Origin of the sequence: Streptomyces sp. WMMC940 (genome assembly GCF_027460265.1) — a bacterium.
In the GTDB taxonomy this organism is placed as follows: Bacteria; Actinomycetota; Actinomycetes; order Streptomycetales; family Streptomycetaceae; genus Streptomyces.
Genome location: NZ_JAPZBC010000001.1, coordinates 1045084 through 1061370 on the forward strand (window position 1 = coordinate 1045084; position 16287 = coordinate 1061370).

Sequence of the window (16287 nt, forward strand, 5' to 3'; positions counted from 1 at the left end):
GAAGGACCGAATCCTCCGCGTAGCCGCACGCGGGCCGTCCAACCGACGGCTGCCGTCTGCGGAAGCCCGCACCAGTCCGCGCAGCCGGCTCCCCGGCCGTCGTCAGCGGCAGGGCCCGCGAAGGCTGTGCCGACGGGCGATGCCACGGACCACCCGAACAGCGATGCTGCGGGGCCGGATCCGTCCGGTCGCGCTCCCCCTGCGCCGGGAGCCGCCCCGACTGTCAGTGCCAGATGATTGACTCTGCGCATGGGTAGACCAGTCGACGACGACAACGCCTGATTGTCGGGGGCACAGAGGGGGCAACGCATGACCACGGGGGATCCTCGGAACCGCATTCCGGCCTATCCCGGTGTCGACCGTTTCGTCGACGCCTTCGACAAGCTCGTGGTGCAGCCGCGACGCAGCCGCAGCCGAGTACCGGTCGTACTGCTCCACGAGCCGGGCGGCGGCGAGGCGGGGCGCCGGATCGTCGCGGGGCTCCGCTCACGGATGCGCGGCCGCAGCGAGGTCCTCGCCCCGCACGCGCACATCCCGCGGATACCGGACGGGGCCGACCCGCCGCCGCTCCACCTCTTCGAGCTGATCACGAACCAGCTCAGGGAGACCATGCCGCCGGGCACCGGTGAACTGCACCTGCACAGCTACCGATTACTGCGTTCCGTCGTCACCGCACCGGCGCTCGACGGACTCATGGAGCGCCGTCACGCCGAACTGCGCAACCACTGCTACGCACAGCATCGCCAATGGTCGCCCCTGGCCCAGGCGCTGTGGTGGCTCGGCGGTCGTGACCAGGCCAACGGCGGCACGCTCCTGGAACTGCTGTGGAACTTCGTGGCGGGCCCGCTCTTCCAGCGGCTGCCACGGGCCCTCTACGGCCGGCGAGCGAAGCGTCGCATGCTCGGGAAGGCTCGCAACCCTCGCTGGTACGCACGCTGGGTGCGCCAGCAGCAGGGCAGTCCGCCCACCGACTTCTTCCGCTCCGCTCTCGACCTCGTCCAGGGCGAGCTGGTCAACGAGCCCGAGCGCATGGACCGGGTGCTCATGCAGGCCGTGCTCTCCGATCTCGACCATGCCTGCCGGTCCCGTCTCCTCAACCCGTGGCGCCGCCGTCGCACCAGCCGCTTCGTGCTGCTCTTCGACGAGGCGGGGCCCGAGGACTCCCGCGTCCAGCGATTCCTGCGCGAGCTGCGCTCCGCCGTGGACGACCTGCGCTGCACCTCGGTGTTCGCGGTGGCGGGCGGCGTACGTTCGCTGGCCGCGCGCATCCCCGACATCCAGGCCACGGGTCTCGCCCAGGCGGGCGCCGAGCTGATCAACATCGAGCGCCGCGGGATGCCGCCGGACCAGCCGACCGGCCTTGTCGTACCGGTCGCCGAGGGCCCCGAGGACGATCAGGCCGCGGTGTACTGGCTCGGACGCTGGCCGACGTTGGTGACGCCGTCGCCGCGCTGGGGTCCCGGTGCCGAGGTGGCCGGGGCGCTGGGCGCGGCGACGCTCGCCCTCGCGGTCACCGGGGCCCTCGTCCTCGTACCGGGCACGTGGAACCGCGAGCAGGACGACCCCTGCCAGGGCTCCACCTTCCTCGGCACCGACGGCCAGTGCGTCGGGGTCGGCGAGGGCTCCGCCGACTTCGGCAAGGGACCCAGCGAGCAGGCGGTGCGTGCCGTGCTGGAGCAGATCGAGCAGCAGAACGAGGAAGTCGACGGGGAACTCTCCGGCCGGCCCGCCGGCGACCCGCGCCCCGGACGCCGCACGGTCGTCTACTTCGGCCCGCTCACGGGGGGCAAGGACGCCGAGGACCCGGTCCGCGGGGGCACGTTCGCCGAACTGCGGGGCATCGCGGTGGCACAGCGGCACATCAACGCGCAGGCTCTGCGCTCCGGCGAGCGGGTCCCGCTTCGGGTCCTCGCCGCCAACGCCGGGGACCGCTTCAAGGACGCGCCCGCCGTCGCGGAGCGGATCGTGGAACTCGCGGCGAGCGACCCGACCATCGCGGGCGTCGTCGGTTTCGGCCAGAGCCGCCGCAAGACGTACGAGGCGATGCGCATCCTCGACGAGGCGGGCATCCCGATGGTCGGCACCTCCGGCACGGCCGACGAACTCCTGCAGCAGGGCACGCACTACTACCAGACGGCGGCGACCGACGCGCGGGCCGCCGAACTGATGGCCGCGTTCGCCTCCGGCGCCGGGATCACCGCGGGCGGCCGGCCGGTGAGCCGGGTGAGTCTGGTCGCCGACACGACCGACGCCTACAGCAACAGCCTCGCCGCCTCCTTCCGTGCCTCGTACGGGCCGGGGCGCACGGACGTCCTCCTCTACACGCCCACCGACGCGCCGGAGCCGGAACCGATACCCGGCGCCCTCGGCGGGCGGCCGGTCCCGACCGTGGAGGACCTGGCCCGCGAGGTCTGCCGTGCGGTGAGCGAGGAGCCGCGGACGGCGGTGGTGTGGTCGGCGCGGGCCAGCCAGTTCCAGCTGTTCCTGGCCGAGATCTCCCGTATGTCCGGCAACTGCCCGCAGCTCAGCGTGCTCGCGGGAGACGACGTCACCAACGCGCTGATGGAGGACCAGCGTCCCTGGGACCACTTCAAGGGCCTGTCCCTGTTCTACGTCTCGCACGGATACGCGCCCACGCTGGCGGCGAGGAGCCCGGAGGCGGCGGCTTTCCTCGCCGCGTACGACCGCGCGTACGGCAGTGACCGCAGCGCAAGGAGCAAGGCCATGCGTGAGGACGGCCATGTCGCCCTCGCCTGGGACGCGCTGCGCTACCTCGCCGAAGGCATCGACCAGGCCTGGCGCACCACCGGTGGACACGACAGCCGTCTGGACCGTGGACTCGTGCAGGGCGTGCTCTACCAGGGCCTGGGGGGAGGCGGCTTCGACGGCGCCACGGGCCGCATCGACGCGCACGGGGCGGCGAGCGGCGGACGGCTGACGGAGGACAAGCTCCTCGCGGTACTGCGGGGCACTGACAGCGGGCCCGTGACGGAACTGCTGTGCGGCGTGGTGACACGCGGCGACGAACGCACCACGTGGGGCCCGGAGAAGGGGAGGAAACTCCCCTGCCCTTGAGAACTCCACACGCAATCCCACTGCCGGCGGGGATCGTTGGCGATGTTCCGGCATCCGCCGGGGCGGCCGCGGGCCCGCCGTGTCACGGCGGACCCGTGGCCGATCAGACGCGATGTGGTGGAGCGGTCCCGATGTCAGCAGTCATTCTCGCGCAGTGAGTGCAGATGTGCGCTGGACTTGCGGGCGAAGGTGAGGGAGTCGACGGGGTTGTCGTGCTCGGCCTGCCAGTGGTGGTCGAGCCGGCCGCCCCGGGTGCGGGCCACGGCCGAGATGAAGCGCCGGTAGTCGATGTCTCCGTCCCCGACGTCCACCATGCGGTAGCCGTCCCGGGCGGAGATGTCGCGCTCACCGTCCTTGACGTGGAACAGGGGGTAGCGGTCGGGCTGTTCGAGGACGTAGCGCAGGGGGTCGAAGGGGGCGGGGGTGCCGTCGGCTCGCCGGGAGAAGCGGAACTGGCCGGCGTAGGCCCAGTAGATGTCCATTTCGAGGTACACGAGGTCGGGGTCGGTCTCGGCGAGGAGGACGTCGTAGAGGCGTACACGGGGCTTGTCGGTGGCGAAGGAGAACTCCTCGGCGTGGTTGTGCTGGTAGAACTTCATCCCGCGGGCTTTGGCCGCGGCGCCGTACTGGTTGAACTCCTCGGCGCAGCGCTTCCAGCCGTCGACGGTGGCCCCGTAGCGCCAGGGACCGGATGCGGTACCGATGTGTGCCAGGCCGAGGGCCTGGGCGTCGTCGAGCACCTTCTCCAGGTTCTGGGCGAAGGTGTACGCGCCGGGGTCGTTGTCGTTGTGGTAGCCGACGTGGCTGCCGATGGCGCGCAGTCCGTGGTCGCGGGTGAGGCGGCGGAGCTGCCGGAGGGTGATGGGGCCGGCGGAGCCCTGGGTGTAGCCGGCGTACTCGACCTCGTCGTAGCCGTATCTCTCGAGTTCGGCGAAGACGGCGGCGAAGCCGAGGGTGGAGACCTTGTCGCGGAGCGAGTAGAGCTGGATGCCGAGCCTGCCGGGCGGCAGTACGGGGCGGCCGTGGCCCCTACCGCGGGCGGCGGCGGTGGGGGCGGCGGCGCCGAGCAGGGCGGCCGCGGTGGCACCGGCCGCGACGCCGAGCATGCCGCGTCTGCCGATCTTGTGGGCGAGCTCGGGATCGGTGTGCTTGCTGGGGCGGCTCACGGTGGATGACTCCTCGCTGTCAGTGGGGTGTGGTTCAGTGAAGTCCTGCGAGCGAGAGCAGCAGGGATTTCACGTCGGTGGCCGCGACGCGGCCGGTCAGGGCGCGGGGGGTGGAGCACAGGATGAGCGGACCGTGGTCGGTGTCGTCGCTCGTGGGGAGGCGGCCGTGGCTCCCGCGAATAGGTGAGGGGTCCAGGGGCACGACGGCCATGCGGTAGCGCATACCGAGCTTCTTGCGGGCGAGGGCCGTGGCTGCTTTGACGCGGACGTAGGGGTCCTGGGGGTCCATGAACAGTTCGACGGGGTCGTAGCCGGGTTTGCGGTGGATCTCGACGAGCCGGGCGAAGTCGGGGGCGTGTGCGTCGTCGAGCCAGTAGTAGTAGGTGAACCAGGCGTCGGGATCGGCGACGGCGACGAGTTCACCGGAGCGCGGGTGGTCGAGGCCGTGGGTCTTCTTGCCCTCGTCGTCGAGGAGTTCGGCGATGCCGTCGAGGCCGTGGAGGGCTTCGCGGGTGGCGCCGAGGTCTTCGGGACGGCGTACGTAGACGTGCGCGATCTGGTGGTCGGCGACCGCGAACGCGCGGGAGGCCGTCGGGTCGAGGTATTCCATGCCGTCCTGCGTGTGGACTTCGAGGAGTCCGGCTCGGCGCAGTGCCCGGTTGATGTCGACGGGCCGGGCGACGCGGGTGATGCCGTATTCGGAGAGGGCGACGACGGTGCGGCCTTCGGCGTGTGCGTCGTCGAGGAGGGGCGCCAGGGCGGTGTCGAGGTCGGTGGCGGCCCGGTGGGAGCGCGGGTCGTCGGGGCCGTGGCGCTGGAGGTCGTAGTCGAGGTGGGGGACGTAGCAGAGGGCGAGGTCGGGGGTGCGGGTGCGGAGGATGTGGCGGGTGGCGTCGATGATCCAGCGGCTGGAGACGATGTCGGCGCCGGGTCCCCAGAAGTGGAAGAGGGGGAAGGTGCCGAGCCGGTCGGTGAGTTCGTCGTGGAGGGCGGGTGGGCGGGTGTAGCAGTCGGGTTCCTTGCGGCCGTCGGCGTAGTAGACGGGGCGGGGGGTGACGGTGATGTCGGTGTCCGCGCCCATGGCGTACCACCAGCAGATGTTGGCGACGGTGTAGCCGGGGTGGGCGCGGCGGGCGGCGTCCCAGAGTTTGTCACCGGCGACGAGGCCGTTGTGCTGGCGCCAGAGAAGGACGTCGCCGAGTTCGCGGAAGTACCAGCCGTTGCCGACGATTCCGTGTTCGGCGGGGAGGGTTCCGGTGAGGAAGGTGGACTGGGCGGTGCAGGTGACGGCGGGCAGGACGGTGCCCAGGGGGGCGTAAGAGCCGGTGGTGGCGAGGCGTTTGAGGTGGGGCATGTGGTCGAGGAGGCGTGGGGTGAGGCCGACGACGTCGAGGACGAGCAGGGGGATGGGGCGGGTGGTGGTCTCGGGGGTGGTGTCGCTCATGGGAGTTCCTTGAGGCCGAGGTCGGTGAGCAGGTCGCGGGCGAGAGTGAGTTCGGCGGCGATGCCGTCGGCGAGCTGGGCGCGGCTGCGTGGCCTCTGTGTGTCGGGGAGGGCCTGCCAGGTGTAGGTCTCGACCTCGAGATGGCGGGTGAGTGGGGTGGGGCCGCCGGCGAGGCGGGCGAGGGTGTCGCGGAGCACGGGCAGGGTGGAGGTGAGCGGCGGGGCGGGGGGTGCGTGGAGGGGGACGTGGAAGTGGGCGCGCCAGGGGGCTGCGTCGGGGAGGGCATCCGCGGCGAGGGCTTCGTGCAGGTCGTCGGTGCCGCGGAGTCCGGCGGCGGACGGGGTCCCCCCTGCTCGAAGAGCTCGGGGAAGGGTGCGGGTCTGGTGGAGGAAGCGGGGTTCGGCGAACGCGGCGAGTGCTGCGCGTACGTCGGGGAGGTGGGGGTGTTCGGCGTGGAGGGCCGCGGAGAGCTGGGCTTTGGGGATGGTGACGCCGGCGGCGGTGAGTGCGTCGAGGGCGGGGCCGGGTTGTTCGAAGGAGGTGGCGAGGTGGCAGGTGTCGACGCAGATGCCGATGCGGGGGTGGGCGATGTCGGTGAGGGGGCCGATGGCGTCGGCGGTGGTCTCGACGATGCAGCCGGGTTCGGGTTCGAGGGCGATGCGGACGGACTTGCCGGTGAGTTCCTCGAGGGCGTCGAGGCGTTCGGCGAGGGTGGTGAGTGCGGTGCGGGCGGCGGTGGCGGAGTGTTCGTCCCAGCGGGTGCGCCAAGCGAGCGGGAGGGTGGAGACGGATCCCTCGGTGACGTCGTCGGGGAGGAGGGCGGCGAGGAGGCGGGCGAGGTCGGTGGTGTGGCTGAGGCGTTCGGGTTCGGCCCAGTCGGGCCGGTAGACGCGGTGTTTGACCTCGTCGGCGCCGAAGCCCTCATAGGGGAAGCCGTTGAGGGTGACGACCTCCAGTCCGCGTCGGTCGAGTTCGGCGCGCAGGCCGCGCAACGCCGCGGGGTCGGAGGTGAGGGCGCGGGCGGCTTCGTGGGCGAGCCACAGTCCGATGCCGAGCCGGTCGCGTCCGAGGCGTCTGCGGACGGGTTCGCAGTGGTCGCGGAGCTGGGCGAGGACGCCGTCGAGGGTTTCGGCGGGGTGGACGTTGGTGCAGTAGGAGAGGTGGACGGTGGTGCCGTCGGGGTGGCGGAAGCGCATGGGGGCGGCCTCCTCATTCCCCGCCGCGGAGGATGGAGTTGCCCTCGTGCAGGGCCTCGGGCGGGGGGACGTCGAGCTGGAGGCGGCCGCTCTGGCCGTAGAAGGCGACGGGGTTGCGCCACAGCACCCGGTCGACGTCGTCTTCGGTGAAGCCGGCGGCGAGCATCGCGTCGGCCGTCTTCCGGGTCTTGAGGGGGTCGCTTCTGCCCCAGTCGGCGGCGGAGTTGACGAGGACGCGTTCGGGGCCGTGGTCCTGGAGGACGGCGACCATGCGATCCTCGTCCATCTTGGTGTCGGGGTAGATGGAGAAGCCGAGCCAGCAGCCGCTGTCGGCGGCGACAGCGACGGTGGTCTCGTTGAGGTGGTCGAGCAGGACCCGCTCGGGGGCGAGGGCGGACGCGTGGACGGCGTCGACGGTGCGGTGCAGGCCGGCGAGTTTGTCACGGTGGGGGGTGTGGACGAGGGCGGGCAGTCCGTGGTCGGCGGCGAGCTGGAGCTGGGCGGCGAGGGCGGTGTCCTCCTCGGGGGTCATGGAGTCGTAACCGATCTCGCCGACGGCGACGACGTTGTCCTTCTCGAGGTAGCGGGGCAGTGCGTCGAGGACGGGGCGGCAGCGGGGGTCGTTGGCCTCCTTGGGGTTGAGGGCGATGGTGCAGTGGTGGGCGATGCCGTACTGGGCGGCGCGGAAGGGTTCCCAGCCGAGGAGCGAGTCGAAGTAGTCGAAGAAGGAGGCGGGTGAGGTGCGGGGCTGGCCGAGCCAGAAGGCGGGTTCGACGACGGCGCGGACACCGGCGGCGTACATGGCCCGGTAGTCGTCCGTGGTGCGGGAGGTCATGTGGATGTGCGGGTCGAAGATGCGCATCAGGACTCCTCCGTGGGGGACGTCAGGGCGAGGACGCGGTGGAGGTCGGCGGGGACGGGCCGGTTGGCGGCGGCGCGTTCGGCCGCGTAGTCGGTGAGCATGCGGGCGAGTTCGGTGTCGCCGCGGGAGCGGTGCACGAGGCCGTCGACGGTGTCGACGGGAACCCCGGTGAAGAGGCATTTGAGGAGGGCGTGGCGCCAGGAGTGCGGGGGGAGGTGGCGGGTGGCGTAGGGGCCGACGGCCGCGGCGACGAGGCGGGTGTCGTTGGTGCGCAGTGCGTCCTCGACGAGGGGGATGCCGTCGGCGGGACCGGGGGCGAGGTGATGGAGGGCGAGGAGGACGGCGCGGCGTTCGGCGGCGGTGCCCTGCCGGTAGAGGCGGGTGAGGGTGGCGGCGCCGGGGCGGGCCGCGTGGAGGAGGTGGGTGCGTACGGAGTCGGCGTGTGCGCTTCCGCAGTGGCGGCCGGCGGAGGCGAAGCGGGTCTCCCATGCGTTGACGGTTCGGGCGGTGGTGGGGTCCTGGGGCGCGGCCGCGGAACGGGCGGCTTCGGCGAGGGCTGCGTGGAGCCAGGACCGGGCGGCGTCGTCGAGGCGGGTGACGAGGTCCTCGAGGATCACGATCGCCATGCCGGTGCTCCGTTCGCGGGGACGCGGGGGCGGAGGAACTCGATGGAGCGGCGTGCGAGTTCCGGCCCGGCGTGGGAGTGGCGGGGCAGTTCGACGACGGTCAGTCCGCGGTAGCCGGTGGCGGCGAGGGCTTCGAGGACGGGCGGGAAGTCGATTTCGCCGTCGCCGAAGGGGAGGTGTTCGTGGACGCCGCGGCGCATGTCCTCGATCTGGACGTGCCGCAGCCAGGGCGCGGCCTGTGCAACGCAGTCGGCGGGCGGGGCGGGCTCCAGGCACTGGCAGTGGCCGATGTCGAGGGTGAGGCCGAGGGGTTCGGGATCGCCGAGGCGAGCGCGGAGGTGGTGGAAGTCGTCGAGGGTGGCCAGGAGGTGGCCGGGTTCGGGTTCGATCGCGAGGGGGACGCGGGCGGTGGCGGCGGCCTCCAGGACGGGGGTGAGGGCGGACGCGAGGCGCCGCCACGCGGTGTCGGGCGAGGTGCCCCGGGGGGTGGTGCCGCTGAAGCAGTGCACGGCGTGGGCGCCGAGGTCGGCGGCGACCTGCACGGCGCGCACGAGGAGCCCGGTGCGGGCGGTGCGGGCGTCGGGGTCCGGGTCGAGCAGGGACGGTCCGTGCTTGTGGCGCGGGTCGAGTACGTAGCGGGCGCCGGTCTCGACGGTGACCGCGAGCCCGAGGTCGGCGAGGCGGCCGGCGAGCCGGCGGGTGCGCGTGCCGAGGTCGGGGGCGAGGGGGTCGAGGTGCATGTGGTCGAGGGTGAGGCCGACGCCGTCGTAGCCGAGGTCGGCGAGCAGGAGGAGGGCGTCGTCGAGGCGCAGGTCGGTGAGGCCGTTGGTTCCGTAGCCGAGACGCAGGCTCATGTGGGGCTCACCTTCCGTGCGAGTCGGCGGGCGAGGGGGGCGAGTCCCAGGAGGGCGAGTCCCGTGCCGGGCGCTCCGGCGCGGGCGGCGAGGGCGGCCTGCAGCGGGATCACGGCGCGGATGCCGGCGGCGACGGCGCGCTGGGTGAGGAGCGGGGACGGGTTGAGGGCGGCGTGGAGGAGGGGGGCGAGGGCGGTGCGGGCGTAGACGAGGCCGGTGAACGCGACGGGTGTCTGCTCCACGGGGGGCCGTCCCCGGGCGGCGGCGTGCAGGGCGTGGCGAGTGGTGGCGGCCGTGACCGCGACGCCGGTCGCCAGCGCCGCGAGGGGCGCGGTGGTGGAGCCGCCCTGGGTCTCGTGGCGGGACACGGTGGTGACGGCGTACGTGTGGGCTGCGAGGAGTCCCGCGTGCGGGAGTGCGGCGCGCAGGGCCGGGGTGGTGTCCCGGGGTCGGGTGGCCGCCGCCCCGAGGAGGAGGTCCAGGGCGCGGGCGCAGGCCATCGCGGCGGGGCCGACGGCCGTGTGCTTCAGGCGCAGGTCGTACGCCCAGACCGCGACGGCGAGGGTGGTGGCGACGGTGAGCGGGGCCCGGCCCGCGCGGGCGGCGAGCGCGAGTCCGGTGGAGGTCAGGGCGCCCGCGGCGGCCAGAGCGGCGGCCGCGCTGACGCGGCCGGACGGGATGGGCCGGTGGGGGCGGTCGACGGCGTCCTCGTCCCGGTCGCTCCAGTCGTTGAGGGCCATGCCCGCTTCGTAGAGGCAGAGGGAGGTGCCGATGGCGAGCAGGGTGCGGCGGGAGGGACGGGCCCCGGCGGCCGCGACGCCGGCGAGCGCGTCGCCGGGGACGGTGAACAGGGCGGACACGCGCAGCAGTTCGGCCCACGCGGTGAGCCGCCCGGGGCGCGGGCCGCCGGTGGGCCGGCCATCGGCGTGCGGGCCACCCGTGGGCGCGCCGCCGGAAGCCGCACCATCGACAGGCGTCGCATCAGCACGCGGACCGCCCGGGCGCCGACCGCCCGCGGGTGTTGTGTCGACGCGCCGACCGCCGGCATGCGGACCGCCGACGGGTGTTGTGCCGACGCGCTCAGCACGGTCCGGGCCACCGGAACCCCCACCGTCGGCAGGCGTCGCATCAGCACGCGGACCGCCCGGGCACCGACCGCCCGCGGGTGTTGTACCGGCGCGCCGACCGCCGGCATGCGGACCGCCGACGGGTGTTGTGCCGACGCGCTCAGCACGGTCCGGGCCACCGGAACCCCCACCGTCGGCAGGCGTCGCATCAGCACGCGGACCGCCCGGGCACCGACCGTCCGCGGGTGTTGTGTCGACGCGCTCTGCACGGTGCGGGCCGCCGGAGCGCCGGCTGTGGGAACGCGGAACGTCGGTGGGCGTCGTACCGGTACTCGGACTTTCCGCGCCCGGATCGCCGGAACCAGGGCCGCCGGGGTGGGAACCGCCAACAGCTGTTGTGTCGGCGCGCGGGCCCCGGGAGGCGGGACCGCAAGGACCAGCACCATCGGCAGGTGCATGGCCGAAGCGGCCGCGCCCGGCATCCCCCGCTCCCCCGGCGGCCGTGCCTCCGCCCCGGGCGGGCGCCGTCGTGGGCGGCGGGAACTCGGGGGCACGCCGGGCACGCTCGTCCGTGCCGCCGTGGCCGAGGCCGGCCGAGGCCGGGACGGACGGGCAAGGGCGTTCGTGCGGCACGCCGTCGCCACCCGCCTCACGGTCCGGGCCCGGACCGTCGGCGGCACGCTCGTCTGTGCCCCGGCCGGGGCCGACCGGCGTGCCGCGCAGGGCGCCGAAGAGGACCGCGAGGCCGGCCGCAGCCGGCGCGCCGAGAAGCCCCAGGGTGCGCGCGGCTCCCGGCGTCGCGGGGGCGGCCGGGGAGCGGCGCCGCGTCATCGGACGTTCCGGAGGTGGCCGGCGAAGGCGACGAGGGTCGCGTACTGGTCGGCGAGCGCCGCGGGGGCCGCGGGGTCGGGGTCCTTGAAGTAGAAGGCGAGTTGTGGGAGTGGGCCGGAGAGGCCGGCTTCGTGGGCGCGGGCGGTGAGCCGGGCGAGGTCGAGGACAAGGGGGGCGGCGAGTGCGGAGTCGCAGCCCTGCCAGGTGGTCTGCAGGACCATGCGGCTGCCGAGGAAGCCGTCGAAGGCGACGTGGTCCCAGGCGGTCTTCCAGTCGCCGAGGGCGGGGACGTCGTCGATGTGTACCTCGCCCTCGGGCGTGGTGCCGAGAGTGTCGGTGAGGACGCGTTCCTTGCCCGCGTTCTTCGCGGCGGCCGCGGCGGGGTCGGCGAGGGCCGCTCCGTCCCCGCCGCCGAGCAGGTTGGTGCCGGACCATGCCCGTACGGTCAGGGCGCGCTGGACGAACATGGGGGCGAGCACGGAGCGGAGCAGCGTCTGGCCGGTCTTGCCGTCGCGGCCGGCGTGGGGAAGTCCGGCGGCGCGGGCGGCGTCCTCGAGGGCGGGGGTGCGCAGCCCGGTGGAGGGGGTGAAGTTGACGTAGGGGCTTTTGGCCTCGATGGCCGCGGCGGCGTAGAGGGAGCTGGCGGGCAGGCGGGCCGAGCCGGGTGCGGGGGCCGGTTCGGTGGAGGCGGCGTTGACGACGACGGCGCGGGCGAGGTCGTGGCGCCGGACGAAAGCGGTGATGTCGGCGGCGAAGGCGGTGATGAGTTCGTCGTCGGTTCGGGTGTCGCCGGGGAGGGGGCCGCCGGTGCGGATCTCCTCGTCGGCGGCGGTGAGTTCGGCCCGCAGCGCGGTGGGCAGTCCGTGCGGCAGGACGCCGCCGGCGGCGAGGTGTTCGGCGCGTTTGGGCAGGGGACAGGCGGTGGTGTCGTGGCCGCCGAAGACGAGGGATGACAACGATGGCAGACCTGCCGCGGCGAACGGCGGGGTTTCCGTCACCATGCCGGTGGCCGGGTGGAGTCCGGCGGCCACGGCCGCGCATCCGGTGATCGCTGTGGTGGCGACGGATCCGCGGGCTCCGATCAGCCAGACTCCGGTGCGGCGTTCGTCGGTGTTCGTCACGGGCTGCCTCCCTGCGTGCTGTGGTGGGGCGGCGGGCGGGGGTACGGCGTCTCCCCGCCCGCCGCCGGCTTGTGGTCCGGCAGGGGCCGCCCTACGACGACGAGGGCAGCTCCTTGAGCTGGATGTTGCGGAAGGAGACCTGGTCGTCGGCGCCGTGGTTCTGGATGCCGATGTGGCCGTCCTTCAGGCTGCGTGCCGGGTCGGTGTTGGTGAAGTCGTTGATCTTCGCTCCGTTGAGGAAGACCTGGAGCCGTTCGCCCTGGACCTTGATCTCGTAGCTGTTCCACTGACCGGGCGGCCGCAGCACCCGGTCGCGGGCCTTGAGGTCGGCGGACTTGAATCCGTAGACGGCCCCGGTGGTGCGGTCGGGGGCGTCGGTGGCGTCGATCTGGATCTCGTAGCCGTTGTTCACGGCCGACCAGGGGTCGTCGGAGGCGGGGAAGCCGACGAAGACTCCGGAGTTGTCGTCGCCGTCGAGTTTCCAGTCGAGCTTGAGGGAGTAGGACTTCAGCTCCTTGGCCTGGTACCAGAGCATGCCCATGCCGCCCTCGGTGCGCAGTTCGCCGTCGACGACGTTGAACGTGCCGGGTCCGGCCTGCTTCCAGCCTTCGAGGGTGTGGCCGTTGAACAGGTCGCGGTAGCCGGTGGCGGGCTTGCAGTCGGCGTTGACCTGGCCGGAGGCGTAGCGCAGTCCGCCGAGCAGGTGCTGCCGGAAGGCTGGCTCCGCGTAGGACTCCTTGGTGTGTCCGCCGCCGGTGTAGAAGGAGCGGCCGCCCTCGTAGGTCTGGCACCAGGCGATCGGGTGGTCGCCCAACATGGTGCCGCCCTGGTAGGTGGTCTCGTCCAGGGTGGCGAGGATGCGGGCCTGGCCGCGGGGGTTGGTGCGGTAGTTGTACCACTCGTCGGTGCGCTCCCAGGCAGTGTCGAGGTGGGAGGTGGCGGGGTGGTCGTGGTCCTCGACGCGGACGGTGGCCTTCTGGATCTGCGGGTGGGAGTGGAAGTGGGCGCCGACGAGGCCGCCGTAGAACTCCCAGTCGTACTCGGTGTCGGCGGCCGCGTGGACGCCCATGTAGCCGCCGCCGGCGGCGACGTAGTTCTCGAACGCCTTCTGCTGCTCGGCGCCCAGGACGTCGCCGGTGGTGGAGAGGAAGACGACGGCGTCGTAGCGGGCGAGGTTGGCGGTGGTGAACTGGCCGGCTTCCTCGGTGGCGTCGACGGTGATGTTGCTGCCGGTGCCGAGTTCCTTCAGAGCGGCGATGCCGGACGGGATGGAGTCGTGGCGGAAGCCTGCCGTCTTGGAGAAGACGAGGACCCGTTTGGCGTTCCGGTCGACGGGGGTGCTGGAGAGTTCGAAGTCGTCGACGTCGTAGAGGGCTCCGACTCCGCCCTTGAAGACGAGGAACAGTTCGGTGGTCTTCCTGGGTACGGCGCGCAGCGGCACGTCGACGTCCTGGAAGGTCTCCCAGCCGCCGGTGACCGGTACGGGGGCGGAGCCGAGGAGGGTGCCGCCTGCGGAGCCGGTGCGAACCTCGAGGAAGCCGCCGGCGCCGCCGGAGGAGACGCGGGCGGTGAGCTTGGTGGTGCCGGTGAGGTTGTACGGCTTGAAGGAGATCCAGTCGCCGTCGTGGACGTCGCCGACGGTCCTGCCGCCGTTGGCGGGTGCCTTGTCGATGACGCTGATGCCGGACTGGGCGGTGAAGTGCTCGGCCTGGCGGTGGCGGGGCTGGAGCTGCGCCTGGTCGTGGCCGGTGAGTGCGGCCTGGCCGCCGCCTCCGCCGTCGGTGTACTCGGCGTCGAAGACGCCGAAGATGTTGGCGTTGGGGTCGTGGCCGCCGTCTGCGGAGGTCTTGATGGTGCCGGTGCAGCCGTTGGCGGAGGTGACGGGGTGGCCGTGGCTGTCGTGCCCGAGGATGTAGGTGACCTTGACCTTGGCGCAGTCGACGGTGCCGTCCTCGGGGTCGGTGACCCTCACCTTGAAGGGGACCTCGTCGCCGAAGCTGAACAGGGCTCCCTCGGCGGGGAGTTCCAGGGTGACCTTGGGTGCGGTGTTGCCGACGACGACCTGGACGCCGGCCGATCCGGTGCGTCCGGTGGGGTCCTCGGCGGTGACGGTGGCGGTGTAGGTGCCGTTCTTGCGGTAGGTGTGGGTGGGATCGGGGGCGGTGGAGGTGCGGCCGTCGCCGAAGTCCCAGCTGTAGGTGAGGGCGTCGCCGTCGGCGTCGGCCGTGCCGGCCGAGGAGAACGCGACACGGAGCGGCGCCTTGCCGGAAGTCTTGTTGGCGGTGGCCTCGGCGACGGGTGAGCGGCCGCCGGTGGCGTTCTCGATGCGGTAGAGCGCGGAGTGCTCGTCGCCGCCGAACCAGGCGGTGCCGTAGTCGAGGACGTAGAGCGCGCCGTCGGGGCCGAAGCTCATGTCCATGATCTGCGTCCCGGTCCAGGGGACGGGGGTGACGGACCGGACGGTGCCGTCGGCGCCGTGTTCGATGCGCTTGATCCAGCGGCGGCCGAACTCGCCGGCGAAGAAGTCGCCGTCGTAGGCCTCGGGGAACTTCACCGGGGAGTCGAGGTCGGGGTCGTAGTGGTAGACGGGTCCGCCCATGGGGGACTCGGAGCCGGTGCCGAACTCGGGTACGGAGCCGCCGTCGTAGGGGATCCAGGCGGGTTCGGCGGGCGGGAGGTCGACGAGACCGGTGTTGTGCGGCGAGTCGTTCTCGAGGGCGGCGCAGTCGTACGTCGCGCCGGACACCTTGGTGGCGAAGTCGTAGTCGACGTACGGGTCGTTGTCGCCGGTGCAGAACGGCCAGCCGAAGTTCCCGGGTTTGGTGATGCGGGCGAACTCGACCTGTCCGGCCGGTCCGCGCTCGGGGTCGGCGGCGCCGGCGTCGGGCCCGTACTCGCCGACGTAGGCGATACCGGTCCTCTTGTCGACGCTGAAGCGGAACGGGTTGCGGAAGCCCATCGCGTAGATCTCGGGCCGGGTCCTGGCCGTGCCCGGGGCGAAGAGGTTGCCGTCGGGGACGGTGTAGCTGCCGTCGTCGGCGACCTTGATGCGGAGGATCTTGCCGCGGAGGTCGTTGGTGCTGCCGGAGGTGCGGCGGGCGTCGTAGGCCGGGTTGCGGTCGGGGCGGTCGTCGATGGGGGTGTAGCCGTCGGAGGCGAACGGGTTGGAGTCGTCGCCGGTCGACAGGTACAGGTTGCCCTGGGCGTCGAAGTCGATGTCACCGCCGACGTGGCAGCAGATGCCGCGGGTGGCGGGAATGTCGATGACCTTCTTCTCGCTGGCGTTGTCGAGGGTGCCGTCGGCCTTGAGCACGAAGCGGGAGAGCCGGTTGACGCCTTCGTACTCGGCGAAGTCGGCGGCGGTGCCCTCGTCGGGGGCGTCGCCGGCGGGGGTGTCCAGCGGGGGTGCGTAGTAGAGGTAGATCGCCCGGTTCTGGGCGAAGCCCGGGTCTATGCCGACGCCCTGTAGGCCCTCCTCGTCGTGCGAGTAGACGGGGACGTTACCGATGACGCGGGTGCTGCCGGCGGAGTCGGTCATGCGCAGCTCGCCGTCGCGGGAGGTGTGCAGGACGCTGCGGTCGGGCAGTACGGCGAGCGACATGGGCTCGCCGACCTCGGGCTCGCCCTTGGCGAGGGTCACCTGCTGGAACTCTTCGGCCGCGGCGGGTGCCGCGTCGTCGGCGGGCGCGAGGGCGCCGGCGGGGGCGGCGAGGGTGAGGGAGGTCGCGGCGAGCAGGCCGCAGGTGAGGAGCGCGAGGCCCTTTCTGACTCGGGTTCGTCGTGCTCCGGGACGTGTTGTGTGCACGTGTGTCCTCCGGAATGAGCGGTCGTACGGGCGGGTGGTGCTGCCGTGCGGAAGGTCCGGGGACCGGCGTGCGCCGTCACGCTGGTCGTGTCACTCGTTCAGGACGTGAGCCGTGTTTCAAAGACCGTGTCCTGTACACCTCAGGGACGGTAGCCGGGTTCGTCCAGCGCCGAAAGCCCTTGTGCGGCGGGGAAGTTGAACTTCTTCCCGCATCAGGACAAAGCCGCTGCCAGGCAGGCC

At 72.7% G+C, this 16287-nt stretch carries 10 protein-coding genes; 1 reads left to right on the plus strand and 9 read right to left on the minus strand.

Features of this window, described 5'->3' with window-relative positions:
* Window positions 1-309: 309 nt before the first annotated feature.
* Window positions 310-3075 carry an ABC transporter substrate-binding protein gene (locus O7595_RS04740; RefSeq protein ID WP_269727466.1) on the plus strand — a complete coding sequence of 922 codons (2766 nt, stop codon included), beginning with the start codon at window positions 310-312 and terminating at the stop codon, window positions 3073-3075.
* A 134-nt stretch (window positions 3076-3209) separates the two neighbouring features.
* On the opposite strand, the gene O7595_RS04745 is transcribed toward O7595_RS04740, so the two are convergent.
* From O7595_RS04745 to O7595_RS04785, 9 genes are all read right to left on the minus strand, one after another.
* Window positions 3210-4241: a sugar phosphate isomerase/epimerase family protein gene (locus tag O7595_RS04745; RefSeq protein ID WP_269727467.1), complete on the minus strand. Its 1032-nt coding sequence runs from the start codon at window positions 4239-4241 to the stop codon at window positions 3210-3212.
* A 34-nt stretch (window positions 4242-4275) separates the two neighbouring features.
* Window positions 4276-5685, minus strand: a complete 1410-nt coding sequence (locus O7595_RS04750) for a nucleotide pyrophosphatase/phosphodiesterase family protein (protein ID WP_269727468.1) — start codon at window positions 5683-5685, stop codon at window positions 4276-4278.
* Window positions 5682-6881 (minus strand): metabolite traffic protein EboE, encoded by a 1200-nt coding sequence (eboE, locus tag O7595_RS04755; RefSeq protein WP_269727469.1) that lies wholly within the window; start codon window positions 6879-6881, stop codon window positions 5682-5684. Before eboE ends, O7595_RS04750 begins: the two co-directional genes overlap by 4 nt.
* 13 nt (window positions 6882-6894) lie before the next feature.
* Entirely contained in the window at window positions 6895-7743 is an 849-nt protein-coding gene (locus O7595_RS04760) for a TatD family hydrolase (RefSeq protein ID WP_269727470.1), read from the minus strand.
* Window positions 7743-8369: an EboA domain-containing protein gene (locus tag O7595_RS04765; protein ID WP_269727471.1), complete on the minus strand. Its 627-nt coding sequence runs from the start codon at window positions 8367-8369 to the stop codon at window positions 7743-7745. The genes O7595_RS04760 and O7595_RS04765 overlap by 1 nt, the downstream gene beginning before the upstream one ends.
* Window positions 8357-9223 carry a sugar phosphate isomerase/epimerase family protein gene (locus O7595_RS04770; RefSeq protein WP_269727472.1) on the minus strand — a complete coding sequence of 289 codons (867 nt, stop codon included), beginning with the start codon at window positions 9221-9223 and terminating at the stop codon, window positions 8357-8359. The genes O7595_RS04765 and O7595_RS04770 overlap by 13 nt, the downstream gene beginning before the upstream one ends.
* Window positions 9220-10092 carry an SCO3242 family prenyltransferase gene (locus O7595_RS04775; protein WP_443071819.1) on the minus strand — a complete coding sequence of 291 codons (873 nt, stop codon included), beginning with the start codon at window positions 10090-10092 and terminating at the stop codon, window positions 9220-9222. Before O7595_RS04775 ends, O7595_RS04770 begins: the two co-directional genes overlap by 4 nt.
* Before the next feature lie 1025 nt (window positions 10093-11117).
* Window positions 11118-12242 (minus strand): inositol-3-phosphate synthase, encoded by a 1125-nt coding sequence (locus O7595_RS04780; protein WP_269727473.1) that lies wholly within the window; start codon window positions 12240-12242, stop codon window positions 11118-11120.
* 91 nt (window positions 12243-12333) lie between these two features.
* Complete coding sequence (locus O7595_RS04785) at window positions 12334-16047, minus strand: ThuA domain-containing protein (protein ID WP_269727474.1); 3714 nt, start codon at window positions 16045-16047, stop codon at window positions 12334-12336.
* Window positions 16048-16287: the final 240 nt, after the last annotated feature.